The 16,826-nt window shown below is 56.9% G+C and carries 17 protein-coding genes; 5 read left to right on the plus strand and 12 right to left on the minus strand.

The genetic code is table 11. The features are described from left to right. Nucleotides 1-499: 499 nt before the first annotated feature. The 3 genes from AC07N4_RS03930 to AC07N4_RS03940 all read right to left on the minus strand — a co-directional run bounded on the left by AC07N4_RS03930 (nucleotide 500) and on the right by AC07N4_RS03940 (nucleotide 3,007). The gene (locus tag AC07N4_RS03930; RefSeq protein ID WP_493064993.1) at nucleotides 500-820 is read right to left on the minus strand and encodes a hypothetical protein; all 321 of its coding nucleotides are present in this window, start codon (nucleotides 818-820) and stop codon (nucleotides 500-502) included. 298 nt (nucleotides 821-1,118) lie between these two features. Further along, complete coding sequence (locus tag AC07N4_RS03935; protein WP_102620949.1) at nucleotides 1,119-1,889, minus strand: hypothetical protein; 771 nt, start codon at nucleotides 1,887-1,889, stop codon at nucleotides 1,119-1,121. A gap of 119 nt (nucleotides 1,890-2,008) precedes the next feature. Beyond that, nucleotides 2,009-3,007 (minus strand): bile acid:sodium symporter family protein, encoded by a 999-nt coding sequence (locus AC07N4_RS03940; RefSeq protein WP_493064994.1) that lies wholly within the window; start codon nucleotides 3,005-3,007, stop codon nucleotides 2,009-2,011. 84 nt (nucleotides 3,008-3,091) lie between these two features. Between AC07N4_RS03940 and AC07N4_RS03945 the strand changes: the two genes are divergently transcribed. Both AC07N4_RS03945 and AC07N4_RS03950 read left to right on the plus strand, forming a co-directional pair. After that, on the plus strand, nucleotides 3,092-3,880 hold the full coding sequence (locus AC07N4_RS03945) for an AraC family transcriptional regulator (RefSeq protein ID WP_096820079.1): 789 nt from the start codon (nucleotides 3,092-3,094) through the stop codon (nucleotides 3,878-3,880). Between the two features lie 138 nt (nucleotides 3,881-4,018). Then, nucleotides 4,019-5,731 (plus strand): amidase, encoded by a 1,713-nt coding sequence (locus tag AC07N4_RS03950; protein WP_493064995.1) that lies wholly within the window; start codon nucleotides 4,019-4,021, stop codon nucleotides 5,729-5,731. A 37-nt stretch (nucleotides 5,732-5,768) separates the two neighbouring features. Here the strand turns inward: AC07N4_RS03950 and AC07N4_RS03955 are convergent, their stop codons facing one another. Beyond that, nucleotides 5,769-6,707, minus strand: coding sequence for a Dyp-type peroxidase (locus AC07N4_RS03955; RefSeq protein ID WP_493065201.1), 939 nt, complete (start codon nucleotides 6,705-6,707; stop codon nucleotides 5,769-5,771). Nucleotides 6,708-6,911: 204 nt separating this feature from the next. On the opposite strand from AC07N4_RS03955, the gene AC07N4_RS03960 reads away from it, so the two are divergent. Continuing rightward, nucleotides 6,912-7,889 (plus strand): TerC family protein, encoded by a 978-nt coding sequence (locus AC07N4_RS03960; RefSeq protein WP_493064996.1) that lies wholly within the window; start codon nucleotides 6,912-6,914, stop codon nucleotides 7,887-7,889. A 42-nt stretch (nucleotides 7,890-7,931) separates the two neighbouring features. Here AC07N4_RS03960 and AC07N4_RS03965 read toward each other — a convergent pair whose 3' ends face one another. Together AC07N4_RS03965 and AC07N4_RS03970 are read right to left on the minus strand one after the other, a co-directional pair. Beyond that, entirely contained in the window at nucleotides 7,932-9,032 is a 1,101-nt protein-coding gene (locus tag AC07N4_RS03965; protein ID WP_493064997.1) for a polyamine ABC transporter substrate-binding protein, read from the minus strand. A 252-nt stretch (nucleotides 9,033-9,284) separates the two neighbouring features. Next, nucleotides 9,285-10,691, minus strand: a complete 1,407-nt coding sequence (locus AC07N4_RS03970; protein WP_493064998.1) for a purine-cytosine permease family protein — start codon at nucleotides 10,689-10,691, stop codon at nucleotides 9,285-9,287. 325 nt (nucleotides 10,692-11,016) lie between these two features. Between AC07N4_RS03970 and AC07N4_RS03975 the strand changes: the two genes are divergently transcribed. Both AC07N4_RS03975 and AC07N4_RS03980 read left to right on the plus strand, forming a co-directional pair. Then, entirely contained in the window at nucleotides 11,017-11,502 is a 486-nt protein-coding gene (locus AC07N4_RS03975) for a flavin reductase family protein (RefSeq protein ID WP_493064999.1), read from the plus strand. A 67-nt stretch (nucleotides 11,503-11,569) separates the two neighbouring features. Continuing rightward, nucleotides 11,570-12,613, plus strand: coding sequence for an LLM class flavin-dependent oxidoreductase (locus tag AC07N4_RS03980; RefSeq protein ID WP_493065000.1), 1,044 nt, complete (start codon nucleotides 11,570-11,572; stop codon nucleotides 12,611-12,613). A gap of 152 nt (nucleotides 12,614-12,765) precedes the next feature. On the opposite strand, the gene AC07N4_RS03985 is transcribed toward AC07N4_RS03980, so the two are convergent. The 6 genes from AC07N4_RS03985 to AC07N4_RS04010 all read right to left on the minus strand — a co-directional run bounded on the left by AC07N4_RS03985 (nucleotide 12,766) and on the right by AC07N4_RS04010 (nucleotide 16,736). After that, on the minus strand, nucleotides 12,766-13,350 hold the full coding sequence (locus tag AC07N4_RS03985) for a hypothetical protein (RefSeq protein WP_493065001.1): 585 nt from the start codon (nucleotides 13,348-13,350) through the stop codon (nucleotides 12,766-12,768). A gap of 23 nt (nucleotides 13,351-13,373) precedes the next feature. Continuing rightward, nucleotides 13,374-13,862 carry a hypothetical protein gene (locus AC07N4_RS03990; RefSeq protein WP_493065002.1) on the minus strand — a complete coding sequence of 163 codons (489 nt, stop codon included), beginning with the start codon at nucleotides 13,860-13,862 and terminating at the stop codon, nucleotides 13,374-13,376. 47 nt (nucleotides 13,863-13,909) lie between these two features. After that, nucleotides 13,910-14,458, minus strand: a complete 549-nt coding sequence (locus AC07N4_RS03995; protein ID WP_192558239.1) for a hypothetical protein — start codon at nucleotides 14,456-14,458, stop codon at nucleotides 13,910-13,912. 332 nt (nucleotides 14,459-14,790) lie between these two features. Further along, the gene (locus tag AC07N4_RS04000) at nucleotides 14,791-15,369 is read right to left on the minus strand and encodes a hypothetical protein (protein ID WP_493065003.1); all 579 of its coding nucleotides are present in this window, start codon (nucleotides 15,367-15,369) and stop codon (nucleotides 14,791-14,793) included. A gap of 242 nt (nucleotides 15,370-15,611) precedes the next feature. Then, the gene (locus AC07N4_RS04005) at nucleotides 15,612-15,908 is read right to left on the minus strand and encodes a hypothetical protein (protein WP_493065004.1); all 297 of its coding nucleotides are present in this window, start codon (nucleotides 15,906-15,908) and stop codon (nucleotides 15,612-15,614) included. A 45-nt stretch (nucleotides 15,909-15,953) separates the two neighbouring features. Continuing rightward, the gene (locus tag AC07N4_RS04010; protein WP_493065005.1) at nucleotides 15,954-16,736 is read right to left on the minus strand and encodes a hypothetical protein; all 783 of its coding nucleotides are present in this window, start codon (nucleotides 16,734-16,736) and stop codon (nucleotides 15,954-15,956) included. Nucleotides 16,737-16,826: the final 90 nt, after the last annotated feature.

The following is a 16,826-nucleotide window of genomic DNA, read 5'->3' on the forward strand; positions in this document are numbered from 1 at the left end:
GCCTACATTCTTGAGCCTAGCAAAGGCACTGCAATCCGCTGCGTGGTTTTTAGATTGATTTTCTTCTAGCGCCTGCCTGCAAGGAAGTTAACCGACTATCGCCTGCAAGGCCCTTAAGCCTGCCACCCGCCGAGGGCGAACTATACTTTTCAGTTCGCTGTCCGGATTTCATGTAAACCGTCGACACCTGTGCGCCTTGGGGTGCGCCCGTGCCAATCGCCAATCTGGTTAACCCCGGGCCAACGAGCCTTCCGTCGAGGATCCAATGACGGGCAATGCTCGGATGCTTTGTGGCTGATGGGTCGTGGAGAAAATCATGAAACACAAGCTTTGGTCAGGCGTTGTCCTGGCGGTCGCTGCATCGGTTGTGGTGATGCCCAGTGTCTGGGCTGCGCAGGCTCAGGCGCTGGCGTCTGATGGGGCGGATCATGTCAAGGCCGGGGCGGTTGCTTCGGATGGTTCAGATCATGTCGGCGCAGGGGCTGTGGCTTCTGATGGTTCAGATCATGTGGGCGCTGGGGCTGTGGCCTCTGACGGTTCCGATCACGTCGGTGCTGGCGCGGTGGCTTCTGACGGTTCCGATCACGTTGGCGCCGGAGCCGTAGCTTCTGATGGTTCCGATCACGTTGGCGCCGGAGCCGTAGCTTCTGATGGTTCCGATCACGTTGGCGCCGGAGCGGTGGCTTCGGATGGTTCCGATCACGTTGGTGCCGGAGCGGTGGCTTCGGATGGTTCCGATCACGTTGGCGCCGGAGCCGTAGCTTCTGATGGTTCCGATCACGTTGGCGCTGGCGCTGTAGCTTCTGACGGTTCCGACCACGTCCGCGCGGGCGCCCTCGCCTCCGATGGCGGCGATAAAGTGGGGGCCAGTCGATTCGCGTCCACTCGCGTTGGCGTAGGCTCTGACCAGGTCGCTTCCGCCCTCATGAACGGCAGCTATTCGGATCAGTTCAATAGTCCTCAGTGATGCTTGCCGGCGCAACCAGCCAACGACTGGTTGCGCCGTATTTGCACATTTATGCTTTCGATCGGCTTGCAACGTCAGGAAGCCCGCATGACAGACTAATGGACTCGTGAAGAGTCTACGACGCGCAATTGAATCAATGTTTGCGCGCGCATCATTTCGGGCCACTCATTCCGCCATCGCCACCGCCACGGCGCTTTCTCCCGGAACCGGGACTGGCACTGGAGTCCGAACCTTGCGCCGGCCCGGCTTTAACATTTGCATTAGCGTGCTGTTTGGATTGTTCAGCCTTGAACCATACATGCAGCGCTGTAATGCTTTCAAATCGCTCGGAACAAAACTCACCGCTTCCATCCTTGTAACCAACCACTAGACACACTTCGCTTCCTTTCGTCCCTTGCGAAGTCGTCGCCACGAGCAGATCGATATACTTTGCAAACTCTTCTACCGGCAACGCGTACTTCGCGTTACCAGAAAACAGATCTTTCGCATATATGTGCAACTTAATCTTGTCTTTATCTTCACAACGTTCAGCAAGGCACCCTGCCTTACCAGATGGGACATTCCTAAGCACTTCTACGTTGCACACCGCATTCCTGTAAATATAGAGAACCTGCTTCCCGTCGTTATCATCTCCAGCAAACAGATGGCAGCTGTCGTGCAGTTCCCGGAGTTGCGGGTCTGAAAAGACAGCAGAACAAACCGCATAAACACGGTCAACTTTACTATTCTCCGTTTTGCTTTTTAATACCGTATCCTTGAATTCAATCAGGCTGTAATTAGCCAGATTGGTAAAGATGGTATCGGCCAAAAGCTTTTCGTCCTGCCCACCGGTTGGAAACTGTTTGAACGTCGCCGAACATTCTCGCGCGGCAGTAAGCAAATTATCGACAAATGCCGATATCACACCCGATTCATTTTGCATCCAACTCCCTCCCTAGAATTCAAGTAGCACGTTATCTGCGTGCAAAAACGGAGAAGGTTATCACGCTCAGAGCGTTTGACGTTTCGCCCGGCGCATACCCGATGGTTTGCAAATGAACATCAAGGATCAACCTGCGCCATCAGCTCAGGCACCGATTCCTGCCGTTTCGCATAACGCTGCGCCAGCACCGCGCAGACCATCAATTGAATCTGGTGAAACAACATCAGCGGCAGAATCAGCACACCGATCGTGCTGCCGGCAAACAGCACCTGCGCCATCGGCACTCCAGTGGCCAGGCTCTTTTTCGAGCCGCAGAACAAAATGGTGATGCGATCTTCCTGGCTGAAGCCGAATGCCTTGCCCAACACCGTCGACGCCAGCAGTACCAGCCCCAGCAGAATGCAGCAGGCCACCACGAGACCGAACAGATCGATCACTGGAATCTGATGCCAGATGCCTTCGTTCACCGCCTCGCTGAACGCGCCGTAGACCACCAGCAGAATCGAACCCTGATCGACGAATTTCAGCCAGTTCTTGTTGCGACCGACCCAGGCGCCGATCCAGCGGCGGGCGATCTGACCGGCGATGAACGGCAGCAGCAATTGCACGCTGATTTTCAGGATCGCGTCGACGGTCGAACCGCCGTCACCATGCACATTCAGCAACAGCGTCACCAGCAACGGCGTAAGAAAGATCCCGAACAGACTGGACGCCGCCGCACTGCAGATCGCCGCCGGAATATTCCCCCGGGCCAGCGACGTGAAGGCAATCGCCGACTGCACCGTGGCCGGCAGAGCGCAGAGGTAGAGCATGCCCATGTACAGGTTGTCGCCCACCAGCGGCGACAGCAGCGGTTTGAGCGCCAGCCCCAACAGCGGAAACAGGACAAAGGTCAGACCGAACACCAACAGATGCAGGCGCCAGTGGCCGGCGCCAGCGATGATCGATTCGCGCGAAAGCTTGGCGCCGTGCAGGAAAAACAGCACCGCAATCGCGATGTTGGTCAGCCAGCCGAAGCCGACCGCGACCTGACCACTGGCGGGCAGGAAGCTGGCGAGCAGCACCACGCCGATCAGGGTCAGGGTGAAGTTGTCGGGCAAGAATCTTGGGCGCGTCATGGTTTGCTCATCCGGGGGTTGCCAGTACGTGGAAGCGACTCTAACGTGACTGGAAATTACCGACTAACGCCTAAGAGCCTCAAGATGCCGCCAAAAGGACACGACAAGAGCGTCAGACGCAGTATTCCCGGGTTGCCGAGCCTGCCGCGTCCGTTGTATGGGCGCACCGAATCGCTGCCCAATCGCGCCCTGACCCGCCGCCACAGTCATCCGTGGGTGCAATTGTCTTACGCGATCCAGGGCGTACTCGAAGTGCAGACCGCCGCCGGTCGTTTCGTTGCGCCGCCGGAGCGGGCCGTGTGGATTCCGGCGGGTGTGCCGCATCGGGTATTCAGTTCCCCGCACACGGAAATGCGCAGTCTGTACATCGATTGCAGCGTGGCGAGTTGGGCGCTGGAGCGTTGCCATGTACTCGGCGTCAGTGATCTCTTGCGCGAGCTGATTCGGGCCTTCAGTCAGATTCCTGTCGAGTATGACCAGAGCGGTCCTCACGGACGCTTGGCGCAGGTGATCCTCGATCAACTGGCCGAAGCCCCGCAAATCGACCTGATGCTGCCACTGCCCCAGGACCTTCGTTTGCGGCAGATCTATCAAAGTCTCGAGCAACATCCGGAACAGCAGACCACACTCAGTCATTGGAGCGAAAAGTTCGGCGTGACCGAGAAAACCCTGAGCCGGCTGTTCCTGCGCGATACCGGCCTGACTTTTCGCGCCTGGCGCCAGCGCTTGCGTCTGCTGGGTGCGCTGACGCCGCTGGAACGTGGCGAACGTGTCACGGAAGTGGCTCTAGCCTGCGGTTATGATTCGACGTCGGCCTTTATCGCAGCCTTTCGCCAGCAGTTTGGCGAAACGCCCGGAGAATTTTTTCGATGATTTTTGTCGATATTTATCGAATTAAGACATGCCATTCGGCTAACTTCAGGGTAGAGTTTCGCCCATCAAGAATCTTTGACATCTTTCGACGATAACAATGATCAACAACCCTTTAGCGAACCTGTCGGCGGTAACAGCATGATCGAAGTCACTGAAGTCTCCATTGCCCAACTGCGCGCGGCGCTCGAATCCGGTCAGACCACCGCAGTTGAACTGGTGCAGGCGTATCTGGCGCGCATCGACGCCTTTGACGGCCCGGACACCGCCACTGCCTTGAACGCAGTGATTGTGCGTAACCCCGAGGCCTTGAAAGAGGCGCAGGCCTCCGATGCCCGTCGCGCCAAGGGCGAAACCCTTGGTCCGCTGGACGGCATCCCCTACACCGCCAAGGACAGCTATCTGGTCAAAGGCCTGACCGCTGCGTCCGGCAGCCCGGCGTTCGCCGATCTGGTGGCCCAGCGCGATGCGTTCACCATCGAGCGCCTGTGCGCCGGCGGCGCGATCTGCCTGGGCAAGACCAACATGCCGCCGATGGCCAATGGCGGGATGCAGCGCGGCGTCTATGGCCGCGCCGAAAGCCCGTACAACGCCGCGTATCTGACCGCGCCGTTTGCTTCCGGCTCGTCCAACGGTGCAGGCACCGCCACTGCTGCAAGCTTCTCGGCATTCGGTCTGGCGGAAGAAACCTGGTCGAGCGGTCGCGGCCCGGCGTCGAACAACGGTCTGTGCGCCTACACGCCGTCGCGCGGCGTGATTTCGGTACGCGGTAACTGGCCGCTGACGCCGACCATGGACGTGGTGGTGCCGTACGCCCGCACCATGGCCGATCTGCTGGAAGTCCTCGACGTAGTTGTCGCCGAAGACACCGACACCCGCGGCGACCTGTGGCGTCTGCAACCCTGGGTGCCGATCCCGAGCGTCGCCTCGGTGCGCCCGGCTTCCTATCTGGAATTGGCAGTGAAAAGTGATGCGCTGGCCGGCAAACGCCTGGGCGTGCCGCGCATGTACATCAACGCCGATCCCGAAGCTGGCACCAGCGAAGAACCGGGCATCGGCGGCCCGACCGGGCAACGCATCAACACTCGCGCCTCGGTGATCGATCTGTGGAAACAGGCACGCCAGGCCCTCGAAGCGGCCGGCGCCGAAGTGATCGAAGTGGATTTCCCGCTGGTCTCCAACTGCGAAGGCGATCGTCCGGGCGCGCCAACCGTGTTCAATCGCGGCATCGTCTCCAAAGAGTTCATGCACCACGAACTGTGGGACCTGTCGGCCTGGGCGTTCGATGACTTCCTGCGTGCCAACGGTGATCCGAAACTCAATCGACTGGCGGACGTCGACGGGCCGAAAATCTTCCCGCACGACCCGGGTACCCTGCCCAACCGTGAAGGCGACCTCGCCGCCGGTATGGACGAATACGTGCGCATGGCCGAGCGCGGCATCACGCCGTGGGATCAGATCCCGACACTGCCGGACGGCCTGCGCGGCCTGGAGAAGACCCGCAAGCTCGATCTAGAAGACTGGATGGATCGCCTCGGCCTCGACGCCGTGCTGTTCCCGACCAACGCTGACGTGGGCCCGGCCGACGCCGACGTCAACCCAGCCTCGGCGGATATCGCCTGGAGCAACGGCATCTGGGTCGCCAACGGCAACCTCGCAATTCGTCACCTCGGCGTACCGACCGTCACCGTGCCGATGGGCGTGATGGCCGATATCGGCATGCCGGTCGGTCTGACGTTTGCCGGGCGGGCCTATGACGATTCGACACTGTTGCGACTGGCAGCAGCGTTCGAAGCGACCGGGTCGAAACGTTTGGTGCCGCCACGTACGCCGGCACTGGCGGCAGGCAAGTAAATGCAAAACGGCGGGATCAATTGATCCCGCCGTTTTTTTATCGCTCTGCCAGTTCTTCCAGTAAATCTGCCGAAGGCACGAAGAACAGACTGCCGGTCACCGCCGTGCTGAAGTCCAGCAACCGGTCATAGTTGCCCGGCGGCTTGCCGACAAACATGTTCTCCAGCATCTGCTCCAGCGGCTCCGGCGAGCGTGCGTAGCCAATGAAATAAGTGCCGAACTCCCCCGCGCCGGGCCGGCCGAACGGCATGTTGTCGCGCAGGATTTTGACTTCCTCGCCGTCCTTGGTGATGGTCGTCAAAGCGCTGTGGGAGTTGCTCGGTTTGACCGCGTCATCCAGTTCGATATCAGACAGTTTGGTTCGCCCGATCACCCGTTCCTGCGCCTCGACCGGCAATTCGTTCCATGCCTTCATGTTGTGCAGATACTTCTGCACCAGCACATAACTGCCGCCGCTGAACGCCTGATCTTCATCGCCTACAAGGGTGAAATGCTCGGCCTTGCGCCCGACCGGATTTTCCGTGCCGTCGACAAATCCGATGATGCTGCGCATGTCGAAATAGCGGAAACCCTGCACTTCGTCAGTAACCGTCACGGCGCCGTCCAGCGCCGACATCAACTGCGTCGCCAGCTCAAAACACAAATCCATCTGATCAGCACGGATGTGCAAAAGCAGGTCGCCTGGCGTGGAGACGGCGCGCCGCCCTTCTACACCAAACTCGCGAAAGTCATGCAGGGACGCCGGTCGAGGACTGCCGAACAGACGATCCCAGGCGCTGGAAGAAAACCCGCAGACGCAGGACAGGCTGCCCGAGGGGACCCGTTTACCGACCGAGCGCGTCAAACCTGCGATATCGGCGCACCAGCCGCGGACTTTTTCGGCCGCCTCGGCTTCGGCGTTGAGGGTCGCCACGATGAATATCGCAGCACTGGTGATCGGGCTGCAGACGGCTTGAGGATCTGGCGTGTCGATGATCGTCGCTCCTGGCGTGATGGACTGACTCGACAGCGAGGTTACCAAAGAAGTGTTGAATGAAGTATTACCCGTGCGCTGCCCGTAGCGCCCGACACTTCGCTTTTAACGAACAATACCCACGAAATAAACGATTTTTCTTCGTCAGAATTCTCCTACTAGCATGGCCCCGTCTACCCCGAAAAACATAAAGACAGGGAGAACGACATGCACCCCATCAACATCGGCGAACCCTGGATGTGGGTCGCCTTCATCGTTTTTGTCCTCGCCATGCTGGCCGTTGACCTGTTTGTCTTCGGCGGGCGCAAGGCGCATCGGGTCTCGGTGCGCGAAGCGTCGTCCTGGGTGATTGTCTGGTGCATGTTGGCGCTGGCCTTCGCCGGGCTGCTCTGGTGGTATCTGAACGGCGAATTCGGCCCCGAAATCGCCCAGCGCAAGACCCTGGAATTCCTCACCGGCTATCTGATCGAGCAGTCGCTGTCGATCGATAACATGTTCGTCTTCGTGATGATCTTCGGCTACTTCGCCGTGCCGCCGGAGTTGCAGCGGCGGGTGCTGTTGTACGGCGTGCTCGGCGCGATCGTGATGCGGGCGGCGATGATCTTTGCCGGGGTGTGGCTGGTCTCGCAGTTCACGTGGCTGCTGTATGTGTTCGGCGTGTTCCTGATCATCACCGGGATCAAGATGCTGGTGTTCGCCGAACAGCAACCGGACCTCGATAACAATCCGCTTCTACGCTGGGTGCGCGGGCATCTGCGGATCACCAATGGCTTTCACGGCGAACGTTTTTTCGTGTTGCAGAACGGCGTGCGCTGGGCCACGCCGATGTTTCTGGTGCTGGTGCTGATCGAGGCCAGCGACTTGATGTTTGCGGTCGACAGCATCCCGGCGATTTTCGCGGTGACGACCGATCCGTTCATCATTTTCACGTCGAACATCTTCGCGATCATGGGGCTGCGGGCGCTGTACTTTCTGCTGGCGGACATGGCCGACCGCTTTCATCTGCTCAAATACGGACTGGCGCTGGTGCTGGTGTTCATCGGCGGGAAGATGACGGCGATGCCGTGGTTTCACATGCCGGTGGAGTGGTCGCTGGCGATTGTCGGCGGACTGATTCTGGCGTCGGTGTTGCTGAGTCTGATCCTGACGAAGGACAAGTCGCCTGAAGAAAGTCGGGCAAAATAAAAGCCGAGGGAGCGAACAGGATTCGCTCCCTCAGCTTTGAATTTACTTATCGGACTTGATGCTGGTCCAGACCCGCGTCCGCACCCGCTCCAGTTTCTGCGGCAGTGGCTGCACCACGTACAGCGTCTTCAGCGCTTCGCTGGTCGGCGTCAGGTTCGGGTTGCCGGTGATTTCCTTGTTGATCAGCGGCAGCGAATCCTTGTTGGCATTCGGATAGCCGAGGAAGTCACTGATCGACGCGATGACTTTCGGTTCAAGCAAAGTGTTGAGGAACTCGTGGGCCTCTTCAACGTTCTTCGCGCTCTTCGGAATGGCGAAGGTGTCGAACCAGATCGGCGCGCCCTCCTTCGGCAAGCGCCAGTCGACCACCACACCGTTACCCGCCTCTTTGGCTCGGTTGCCGAACTGGTAGAAACTGCCGGAGTAACCGATGGCCACGCAGATGTCGCCGTTGGCGATGTCGGTCATGTACTTGGCCGAGTTGAAGTAGGTGACGTAAGGGCGAACCTTGAGCATCAGGTCCTTGGCTTTCTCATAGTCGGCCGGGTTCTGGCTGTTCGGGTCCAGGCCCAGGTAATGCAGGGCCAGCGGGAGAATTTCCGACGGTGAATCAAGCATCGCCACGCCGCAGGATTTGAGTTTTTTCATGTTCTCGGGTTTGAACACCAGGTCCCAACTGTCCACCGGGGCATTCTCGCCGAGCGCGGCCTTGACCTTGGCCGGGTTGAAACCGATCAGCACCGTGCCGACCATGTACGGCACGCCGTACTGATTGCCGGGATCGTTGGAGTCGAGCAACTTGAGCAGCGCCGGGTCCTGGTGACTCCAGTTCGGCAGCTTGGACTTGTCGAGTTTCTGGAACACGCCGGCCTTGATCTGAGTATCGAGGAACTGGTTCGACGGCACCACCAGGTCATAGCCGGAGTTACCGGTCAGCAGTTTGGCTTCGAGGGATTCGTTGGTGTCAAAGGTGTCCCAGGTCACTTTGATGTTGCTTTTGGCGGCGAAGTCCTTGGGCACCGCTGGCAGGATGTAATCCGCCCAGTTGTACACCCGCAGTTCGCGCTGTTCGGCTTGCACGGCGCTGGCCAGCAGCGTCAGCCCGCACACAGTGGCGCCCAGAATGCGTTTCATCGTGACCATATTGTGTTTCCCCGAATGCAGCGTGAGTCGATGGTTTTTATGTTCTGTACACGGCAGCGGCTGTCAGATCAGCCAAGGGCAAGGAAGGTGCAGCGTTTAGTTATGGCTTCGATTCTTGCCGACAGCGTAGTCGGAGCACAGTGGCCGGTTGGCCAAAAGGGGATCGATATGGCCAATTTGAGTGACCGCCAGAATACTGAAACGACAATGCCCGGCGATTGGCCGGGCATTGTTTGAGTAGCGTACGCAGGATCAGTCGGTAAAGCCCAACCGCGTCGCCCTGCTCTCCTGCGCCTGCCCACGCGTCGCCAGGCAGTAATACAACGGGCAGGTCACGATCAGGCCGACCAGCCATGACAGGTCTGCGCCGTCCACCAGATTGGCGTAAGGGCCGACATAAAGTGAGGTATTGGCAAACGGCAACTGCACGATGATGCCGATGAAATAGGCAATGATCGCGTGCAGATTGAAACGCCCGTAGATCCCGCCATCGGCGCGGAAGATCGAGGCGATGTCGTAGCTCCCGCGCTTGATCAGGTAGAAGTCGATCAGGTTGATCGACGCCCACGGCACCAGCACCAGCAGCAACGCCAGAATCAGCCCGATGAACTCGGAAATGAAATCCGCCGACGCCCCCAGCGCCACCACGCAGCAACCCGCCAGCACCACGCTCGACAACATTACCCGCACTTTGATGCTCGGCGTCCACTGACTGGCGAATGTCTGGATCGAGGTGATGATCGACAATACCGCGCCGTACAGATTCAGTGCGTTGTGGCTGATGATGTTGAGCAAGAACAACACCATCAGAATCGGCCCCAGCCAACCGGTGGACTGCTTGACCGCGGCCATCGCCTCGGTGCCTTCCGGCGTCGCCAACACTGCCACCGCGCCGAATGTGAACGACAGAATCGTGCCCAGCGTGGCGCCCAGATAAGTTGCGATAAATGGCTTGGCGATGCCGATGTCCGCCGGCAGGTAACGCGAATAGTCAGAAACGTACGGCGAGAAGCTGATCTGCCAGATGATCCCCAGAGACACCGTCGCCAGCCACCCGGACAGGTTGAAGCTGCCGCGGGTGAAGAAGTCTGCCGGCAAGTCATGGGCAAAGATGTAGATGAATCCGGCCAGCAGCGCGCTGCCCATCACCCAGGTGCCGATGCGATTGAGCGTATGGATGAAGTTGTAGCCGATCACGCCGATGGCCGTGGCGCTCAGGGCGCCGATCAGGATGCTCAACGGCGCCGGCACCGACGGCGCAATGCCGACGATGGACTTACCGGCCAGCACGATGTTGGAAATGAAAAAACCGATGTAGATGATCGCCGCGAAGAACACGATCAGCAGCGCACCGTAACGCCCGAACTGACCACGACTCTGCACCATCTGCGGAATGCCCATGCGCGGGCCCTGCGCCGAGGCCAGGGCGATCACCACCCCGCCAATCATGTGCCCCAACACAATCGCCAGCAGCCCCCAGAACAGGTCGAGATGAAACACCTGAACCACCATGGCGCCGGTGACGATGGGCAGTGGCGCAATGTTGGTGCTGAACCAAAGAGTAAAAAGGTCGCGGGCCTTCCCGTGGCGTTCCGCGAGTGGGACGTAGTCGACCGTGTGATTCTCGATCAACGGATCTTGCCGGGACATCTGGGACATATACATGAACTCGATTGGGTCTGTTCTTATCGTTGTATGAAGCCAAACCGGGGGCGCTTCGTGGTCGCCCCTCAGATGCAGACCATATTATGGTATTCCAACATTTTCACAAGACTGATCCGCTGTTTGCGACGGCATCTGATCCGGCATCCTCCCTGATCACCAGGCTTTACAGCTAGACAAAAGGCCCGTAAATGCTGACTTCCCGACGGATGAACCACGTTTATCGTTTCACCAAAAAAGCACTTGCAATCGATGTATTACGGTATACCATCAGACCCATAAACACATAAAAACACGCTTCACCGCACTCGAGGATTGACCAATGATCGATGCTGCCGTCTACAAACAAGTCATGGGCTCGTTCCCGTCCGGCGTCACCGTCATCACCACGCTTGATGACGACGGCCAGATCGTCGGCCTGACCGCCAGCGCCTTCAGTTCGCTGTCGATGGACCCGGCCCTGGTGCTGTTCTGCCCCAACTACAGTTCCGATTCCTACCCCGTCCTGATCAAGAACAAACGCTTTGCCATTCACGTGTTGTCCGGCGGCCAGCAGAGCGAAGCCTATGCGTTCGCCCGCAAAGGCAAGGACAAGGCCCAGGGCATCGAGTGGACGCTGAGCGAACTGGGCAACCCGATTTTGGCCAACGCGACAGCTATCATCGAATGTGAGTTGTGGCGCGAATACGAAGGCGGCGACCACGCGATCATGGTCGGCGCGGTGAAAAACCTCATCGTGCCCCAGCAGGACGCCAGCCCGCTGGTGTATTGCCACGGCAAGATGGGCGCTCTGCCCGCCTTCGCCTGATCCGCACGATTGCACTTAAACAGGCCTGCAAGCGACCGGCCGACCACAAGAGATTCGAGGTAGCGTCATGAAATTTTCCCTGTTCGTACACATGGAGCGCTGGGACGAAAGCGTCAGCCACCGTCAACTGTTCGAAGACCTGACCGAACTGACGTTGATGGCCGAGGCCGGCGGTTTCAGCACCGTGTGGATCGGCGAACACCACGCCATGGAATACACCATCTCGCCGAGCCCGATGCCGCTGCTGGCCTACCTCGCTGCCAAGACCACCACGATTCACCTGGGCGCCGGTACCATCATCGCGCCGTTCTGGCACCCGCTGCGGGTCGCCGGGGAATGCGCGTTGCTCGACGTGATCAGCAACGGCCGGATGGAAGTCGGTCTGGCCCGTGGTGCTTATCAGGTGGAGTTCGATCGTATGGCCGGCGGCATGCCCGCCTCATCCGGCGGCCAGGCGCTACGGGAAATGGTCCCGGTGGTCCGCGCCCTGTGGCAAGGCGACTACGCCCACAATGGCGAGATCTGGAAATTCCCCACCTCCACCAGCGTGCCGAAACCGATCCAGAAGCCCAACCCGCCAATGTGGATCGCCGCCCGCGACCCGGACTCGCACAACTTTGCCGTGGCCAACGGCTGCAACGTGATGGTCACGCCGTTGATGAAGGGCGACGAAGAAGTCCTCGACCTGAAGAACAAGTTTCAGACGGCGCTGGACAACAACCCTGATGTGCCGCGTCCGCAATTGATGGTGCTGCGTCATACCCACGTGCATGCAGTGGATGACCCGGAAGGCTGGAAAGTCGGCGCGAAGGCTATTTCACGTTTCTACCGCACCTTCGATGCGTGGTTCGGCAACAAGGAAGTGCCGGTGAACGGCTTCCTCGCCCCGAGCCCGGAAGAGAAGTTCGCCGGGCGTCCGGAGTTTGAACTTGAGAGCCTGCACAAGACGGCGATGATCGGTACGCCAGAGGAAATCATTCCGCGAATCAAGTACTACCAGGAATTGGGGGTGGATGAGTTCAGTTTCTGGTGTGACAACAGCTTGCCGCATGCGGAGAAGAAGAAGTCGCTGGAGCTGTTTATCAAGCATGTGGTGCCGGCGTTTCGTTAACGACTGTGCTGATTGTATCTGCCCAATAAAAACGCCCTGATAATCCAGGGCGTTTTTGTGCCCACGCTTCCAAAACCCATTCTTTTTCCCGGCGATCAATTTTGCCGCTGGCAAGCAATGTACATATCAACGAGGACGCGACAGGAACCCTTTTATACAAATCTGAGTTTCCAATAATCGTACCCTGCCACGACCCAGTACCGCTCACTCGACGGAATCAAAAAGCTGAAATCAGCATTCTCCGCAGTCCAGTCCGGCTCGACCAGATCCTCGTGAACACGCACATCATCCATGTGCATGAATATTTTCCGATCAAAATTGATATAAAAACTTGGGAAGCGCGAACTAATAACATTGGCACGCTTGTACACATCAGGCGTCAAGCCCTCGCCTGTCTGGTAGTAATGCTCAACCCTTTGAAAAACCTCTGCATCTGCCCCGATAAAATCCTGCAGATCGTGGGAAGACAGAATTTTTTCGCTTGAGTCGTGGAGGTACTTGGGGAAATTATCCGCAGTCATTTTGAGGACACCCCCTCTGAACGCCTTGCAAGCGAGTTCATATTGCTCCCGGCTTATACTCCCGGCGTCCAGGTAAGCACGGTAGTCCTTTTCCGCATCAAGGGTGAAGTTGCATTTTTCGTCTACGACCCAAAAGCTCTTGCCTGAACAAACAAAGAAGCAAATGTTTTTATCACCGTTCCAGAGCTCATCAAAAATTGTTTGATTGACCTTCATTCCTTGGACTCCTTTAAGAAGCACTAACCGCCCTGGCGGATATCAGTCTCCAGCTCTGTCGGATCAGGCAGGAAGAAACGGGCAGTCAACCAGCATGTCGCCATTGAAGTGACAAAGAGTACGACCATTCCGAAAATCTCATCGGAAAACTTCGCACTCTCTACATCCCGTACAACGGCGACGATAAACGGAGTAACCCATAAAGTGGCCAGCACCGCGCCCGACAGCGCTATCACGGAACAGGCTCGACTTGTCCTTTTGACTTTCATCGATGCGATCACCAATGAAAACAGCAGAAATGGCACGAGAAATACCACTTGAGCCAGAACAGGTCCAAGGAATGGCATCAACATCAATTCCGCCCCTGCGACCTCCCCCATCAACCGTGGGTTCATGGCCAGATGGGCGACGGTCGCAATCGTCTTGAAGAAGCCGGCGATAAAACCCGGCGCCAACGGGCAAAGAAGAAAAGCCAGGAAAACCTTCAAACGCGGATAATTCACATCACTCACAGGCAAATTCTTCCTCACGCATTGATGGGATCTTTGAATTCAGCAGGTCAGCTCTTTACAGGAATGCGCTGCTCGGGCTGAGTAACGTCGTAGACGTGCTGCTCGCAACTGCCGCCAACAAACTCGAACTCCACCAGATAGGCTTTGCCACGCTCTGGCGTAAACGAATTGCTAACTGGCCCGCAGGTATGGAGAACTCCGGTGCGAGGGCCATTCGCATAGCCCGACACTTCAATTGTCTTATCGGCATCGGCCTGGGTTTCCAGTTGCGGGAAGCGTTTGGCCACCGCGCTGTTGCCCACTTCATTGAGCTTGGCAATCCAGCCGAACACCTTGCCTCGCCCCGAATCCACAACGGTTCCCAGCTCTTCCATGCGGCGGTCGGGATCGTCTGCACGACGGATCGAAAACTCTACAGGGATCGTCGAGCCCGAAGCTTTCATCACAACCTTGGCGTGCTGCGCATCGACCGCCACCGTATTCTGATGCAGCTGGACACCGTCTTTCAGCAGATTGGGAGAAGAATCCCGAACGTTGGAATGGCAACCTGAAAGCGCGAACGCCAAGGTCAAAGTGACGAGTGCAGGTTTGTTCACGTGTGAATCTTCCCTAATGAGCGCAGCGAGACGGAGGTGATATCAAACATCGGCGCGATATTAGATGGCCACTATTTTGGCGTCAATCAATCGATTCGGCTCCCTGACGATACTCATGCACAGCGTCGAACAAATCGGCAGCTCACTCAGTGCTCAACAGCCAATTTCGTCGCCACGTCCTCCGGCGCCAGCAGCTGACCATCGGCTGACAGCAACTTAGAACTTAAAAGGGGACAGATTTATTTAATTAAATAAATCTGTCGTTTCCGTCGCCCCTTCCGCCCAGCCCGCTTTTCATTTCAAAACAACCGACGCCCACTCCAAATCACTTTCTAAAAAATCATAATCATATGAATCAATTGATCTTCAGAATCTTCCAGACTGCCTCCCCCTCCACCACCAAAAATTATTCTATCGGTACGAGCGTAAAACCATTCTTCAGCCTCATCATAAACCAGCTCAAAACAAGTAGCTGCACAATCAACTCGCGAACCAAGCCCCCTACCCTCCACTTTCCCCTGATAGGAGTAAGTTAGTCTTTTGTCTCCCAGCGAGCCGAAATAATCGAACATCCATACGGAGATATTGGAAACCCTACCATTCAAAAACCCGACCACAAGTGCCCTAGTCTCGGATAACACTTTCTCCGAACCTGGAAACTGCAAATTCCAGCCCGTAAGATTCAAATCAAAAATATCAAACCGAAAAAATGTCTTACCTGAACTTTCTGTAACATCCAAAACCAACAATGGAGTATCAGAAAACTTATACACCCTCGCTTTCGGATCTACACAACACTCAAGGAGCATGGATTCAAACTCCTCACGCGTTGCCCCCAACTCAATACCAGCTAGTTCTACACCTGGGACGATGGGGGCAAACCAGTTCACTTTAATCATTTCAAGACCCATATGTCGTTCTTACAAACCAACCTTTGACCAGATGAATTATAAAATGCTGTCTTTTTTTCAAGAACCGCCTGATACCCCCTCAGAGTTGAGTTTACATTTAACCTTATTGCAAAAAAAGGGACAGAATTATTAAATCAAATAAATCTGTCCCCTTTTTCATTTTTCAGTCCCCTTTTTCAAAATAAATCTGCCCCCTTTTTCAAATGGCGACTTTCACTTTAACTTATCTACAGCAATCCAAATCATCTCCCCCCCAAAGCAACACCAAATCTTACATCCGAAAGCTCATACACTAATTCAACGACCTTCTCGGAAGAAAAAAACATTACAAGCACCGCTTCGTTCTCTGCAACTTCCAAATAGCCCACTTCATCCTTGTACCGACTATCCGGCCAGCCTGCAATGTCAAAAACAGGAATACCACTTATAGAACTACCCGCCAAATGCCGCCTATGATCTTGCAGAACCTTACGTTCCCCACAGGCAACAAGGCAAACTTTGGCAACAGCGCCACTGACCCGATTAATACCTATTTCCAACAGAGACTCTGCAAAATCACAGAAAAAAGGGGACAGATTTATTAATCACTTTTCCCTTTTCACTGTCCCCTTTTCCACTTCAGGAATATGGATAAGGTTTGATGGTTTCCTGTAAAGATTACGGCCCTGCGTGCTGGTGTAGGTCAGGCCATCGTTCAGTTGCCAGGTGCCGACGCCATTGACCGACGCGATATCCCAAACGCCTTTGCCCAGACCGGTGAGGCTGCCTTGAGAGCCGGTCAGGTTGCTCAGGTCCAGATCGAACAGCCCTTTTGCAGCGTGACGAACGCAGCCGCTGAGGTTGTTGAGCTGGGCACCGGCCAGTTCCAGATCCTCGCTGCCGATCTCGATGACGCCGTTCTGGTTATTCAGGTTGCCGTTCAGCTTGATCGTGCTGGTGGCTCCGCCCAATGCACGAATCTGCCCGCCGGCGCTGTTGTCCAGTTGGCCGCCGATCAGCTGCAGATCCGTCGCCGACTCGATCAGCCCGCCCTGATTGAGAATCTGAGTGACCGCTTCGAGCCCCAGGCGATTGCCGCTGATCTCGCCGCCTGCGTTATCCAGGTTGGCGCCCTTGAAAATGACCTGATCCTTGCCGAAGAGCTTGCCGGCATGGTTGGTCAGACGTGTCACCGTCAGCTGCAAATCGCCCAACAGACTGGAGATCAAACCGGCCTTGCCGTTGACCGCGCTGTTGTCGAGGTTGGTGCTGGTGATGTTCAGGGTGTCGGCCTGCAGCGTGCCACCCTGGTTCTGCAGGTTACCGGTGCCCAGCGCGAGTTCTGCGTGGCTGCCATTGGCAAGGATCGCACCCTGCTGGTTCAGCAATGTGCTGCGTCAATTTATGGATTCACCCAACCATTGTTGCCGACGAACGGCATCGGTGAAATCGTCCGACTCCGACAGGGATGCAGGATG

This window comes from Pseudomonas sp. GW821-FHT09E04 (assembly GCF_059416185.1).

Excerpts from the sequence above, each read along its gene's own strand:
- AC07N4_RS03935 (WP_102620949.1), bottom strand. The coding sequence starts at position 1,889 with ATGCAAAATGAATCGGGTGTGATATCGGCATTTGTCGATAATTTGCTT.
- AC07N4_RS03950 (WP_493064995.1), top strand. The coding sequence starts at position 4,019 with ATGATCGAAGTCACTGAAGTCTCCATTGCCCAACTGCGCGCGGCGCTC.
- AC07N4_RS03940 (WP_493064994.1), bottom strand. The coding sequence starts at position 3,007 with ATGACGCGCCCAAGATTCTTGCCCGACAACTTCACCCTGACCCTGATC.
- AC07N4_RS03960 (WP_493064996.1), top strand. The coding sequence starts at position 6,912 with ATGCACCCCATCAACATCGGCGAACCCTGGATGTGGGTCGCCTTCATC.
- AC07N4_RS03980 (WP_493065000.1), top strand. The coding sequence starts at position 11,570 with ATGAAATTTTCCCTGTTCGTACACATGGAGCGCTGGGACGAAAGCGTC.
- AC07N4_RS03985 (WP_493065001.1), bottom strand. The coding sequence starts at position 13,350 with ATGAAGGTCAATCAAACAATTTTTGATGAGCTCTGGAACGGTGATAAA.
- AC07N4_RS03975 (WP_493064999.1), top strand. The coding sequence starts at position 11,017 with ATGATCGATGCTGCCGTCTACAAACAAGTCATGGGCTCGTTCCCGTCC.
- AC07N4_RS04000 (WP_493065003.1), bottom strand. The coding sequence starts at position 15,369 with ATGGGTCTTGAAATGATTAAAGTGAACTGGTTTGCCCCCATCGTCCCA.
- AC07N4_RS03970 (WP_493064998.1), bottom strand. The coding sequence starts at position 10,691 with ATGTCCCAGATGTCCCGGCAAGATCCGTTGATCGAGAATCACACGGTC.
- AC07N4_RS03945 (WP_096820079.1), top strand. The coding sequence starts at position 3,092 with ATGCCGCCAAAAGGACACGACAAGAGCGTCAGACGCAGTATTCCCGGG.
- AC07N4_RS03965 (WP_493064997.1), bottom strand. The coding sequence starts at position 9,032 with ATGGTCACGATGAAACGCATTCTGGGCGCCACTGTGTGCGGGCTGACG.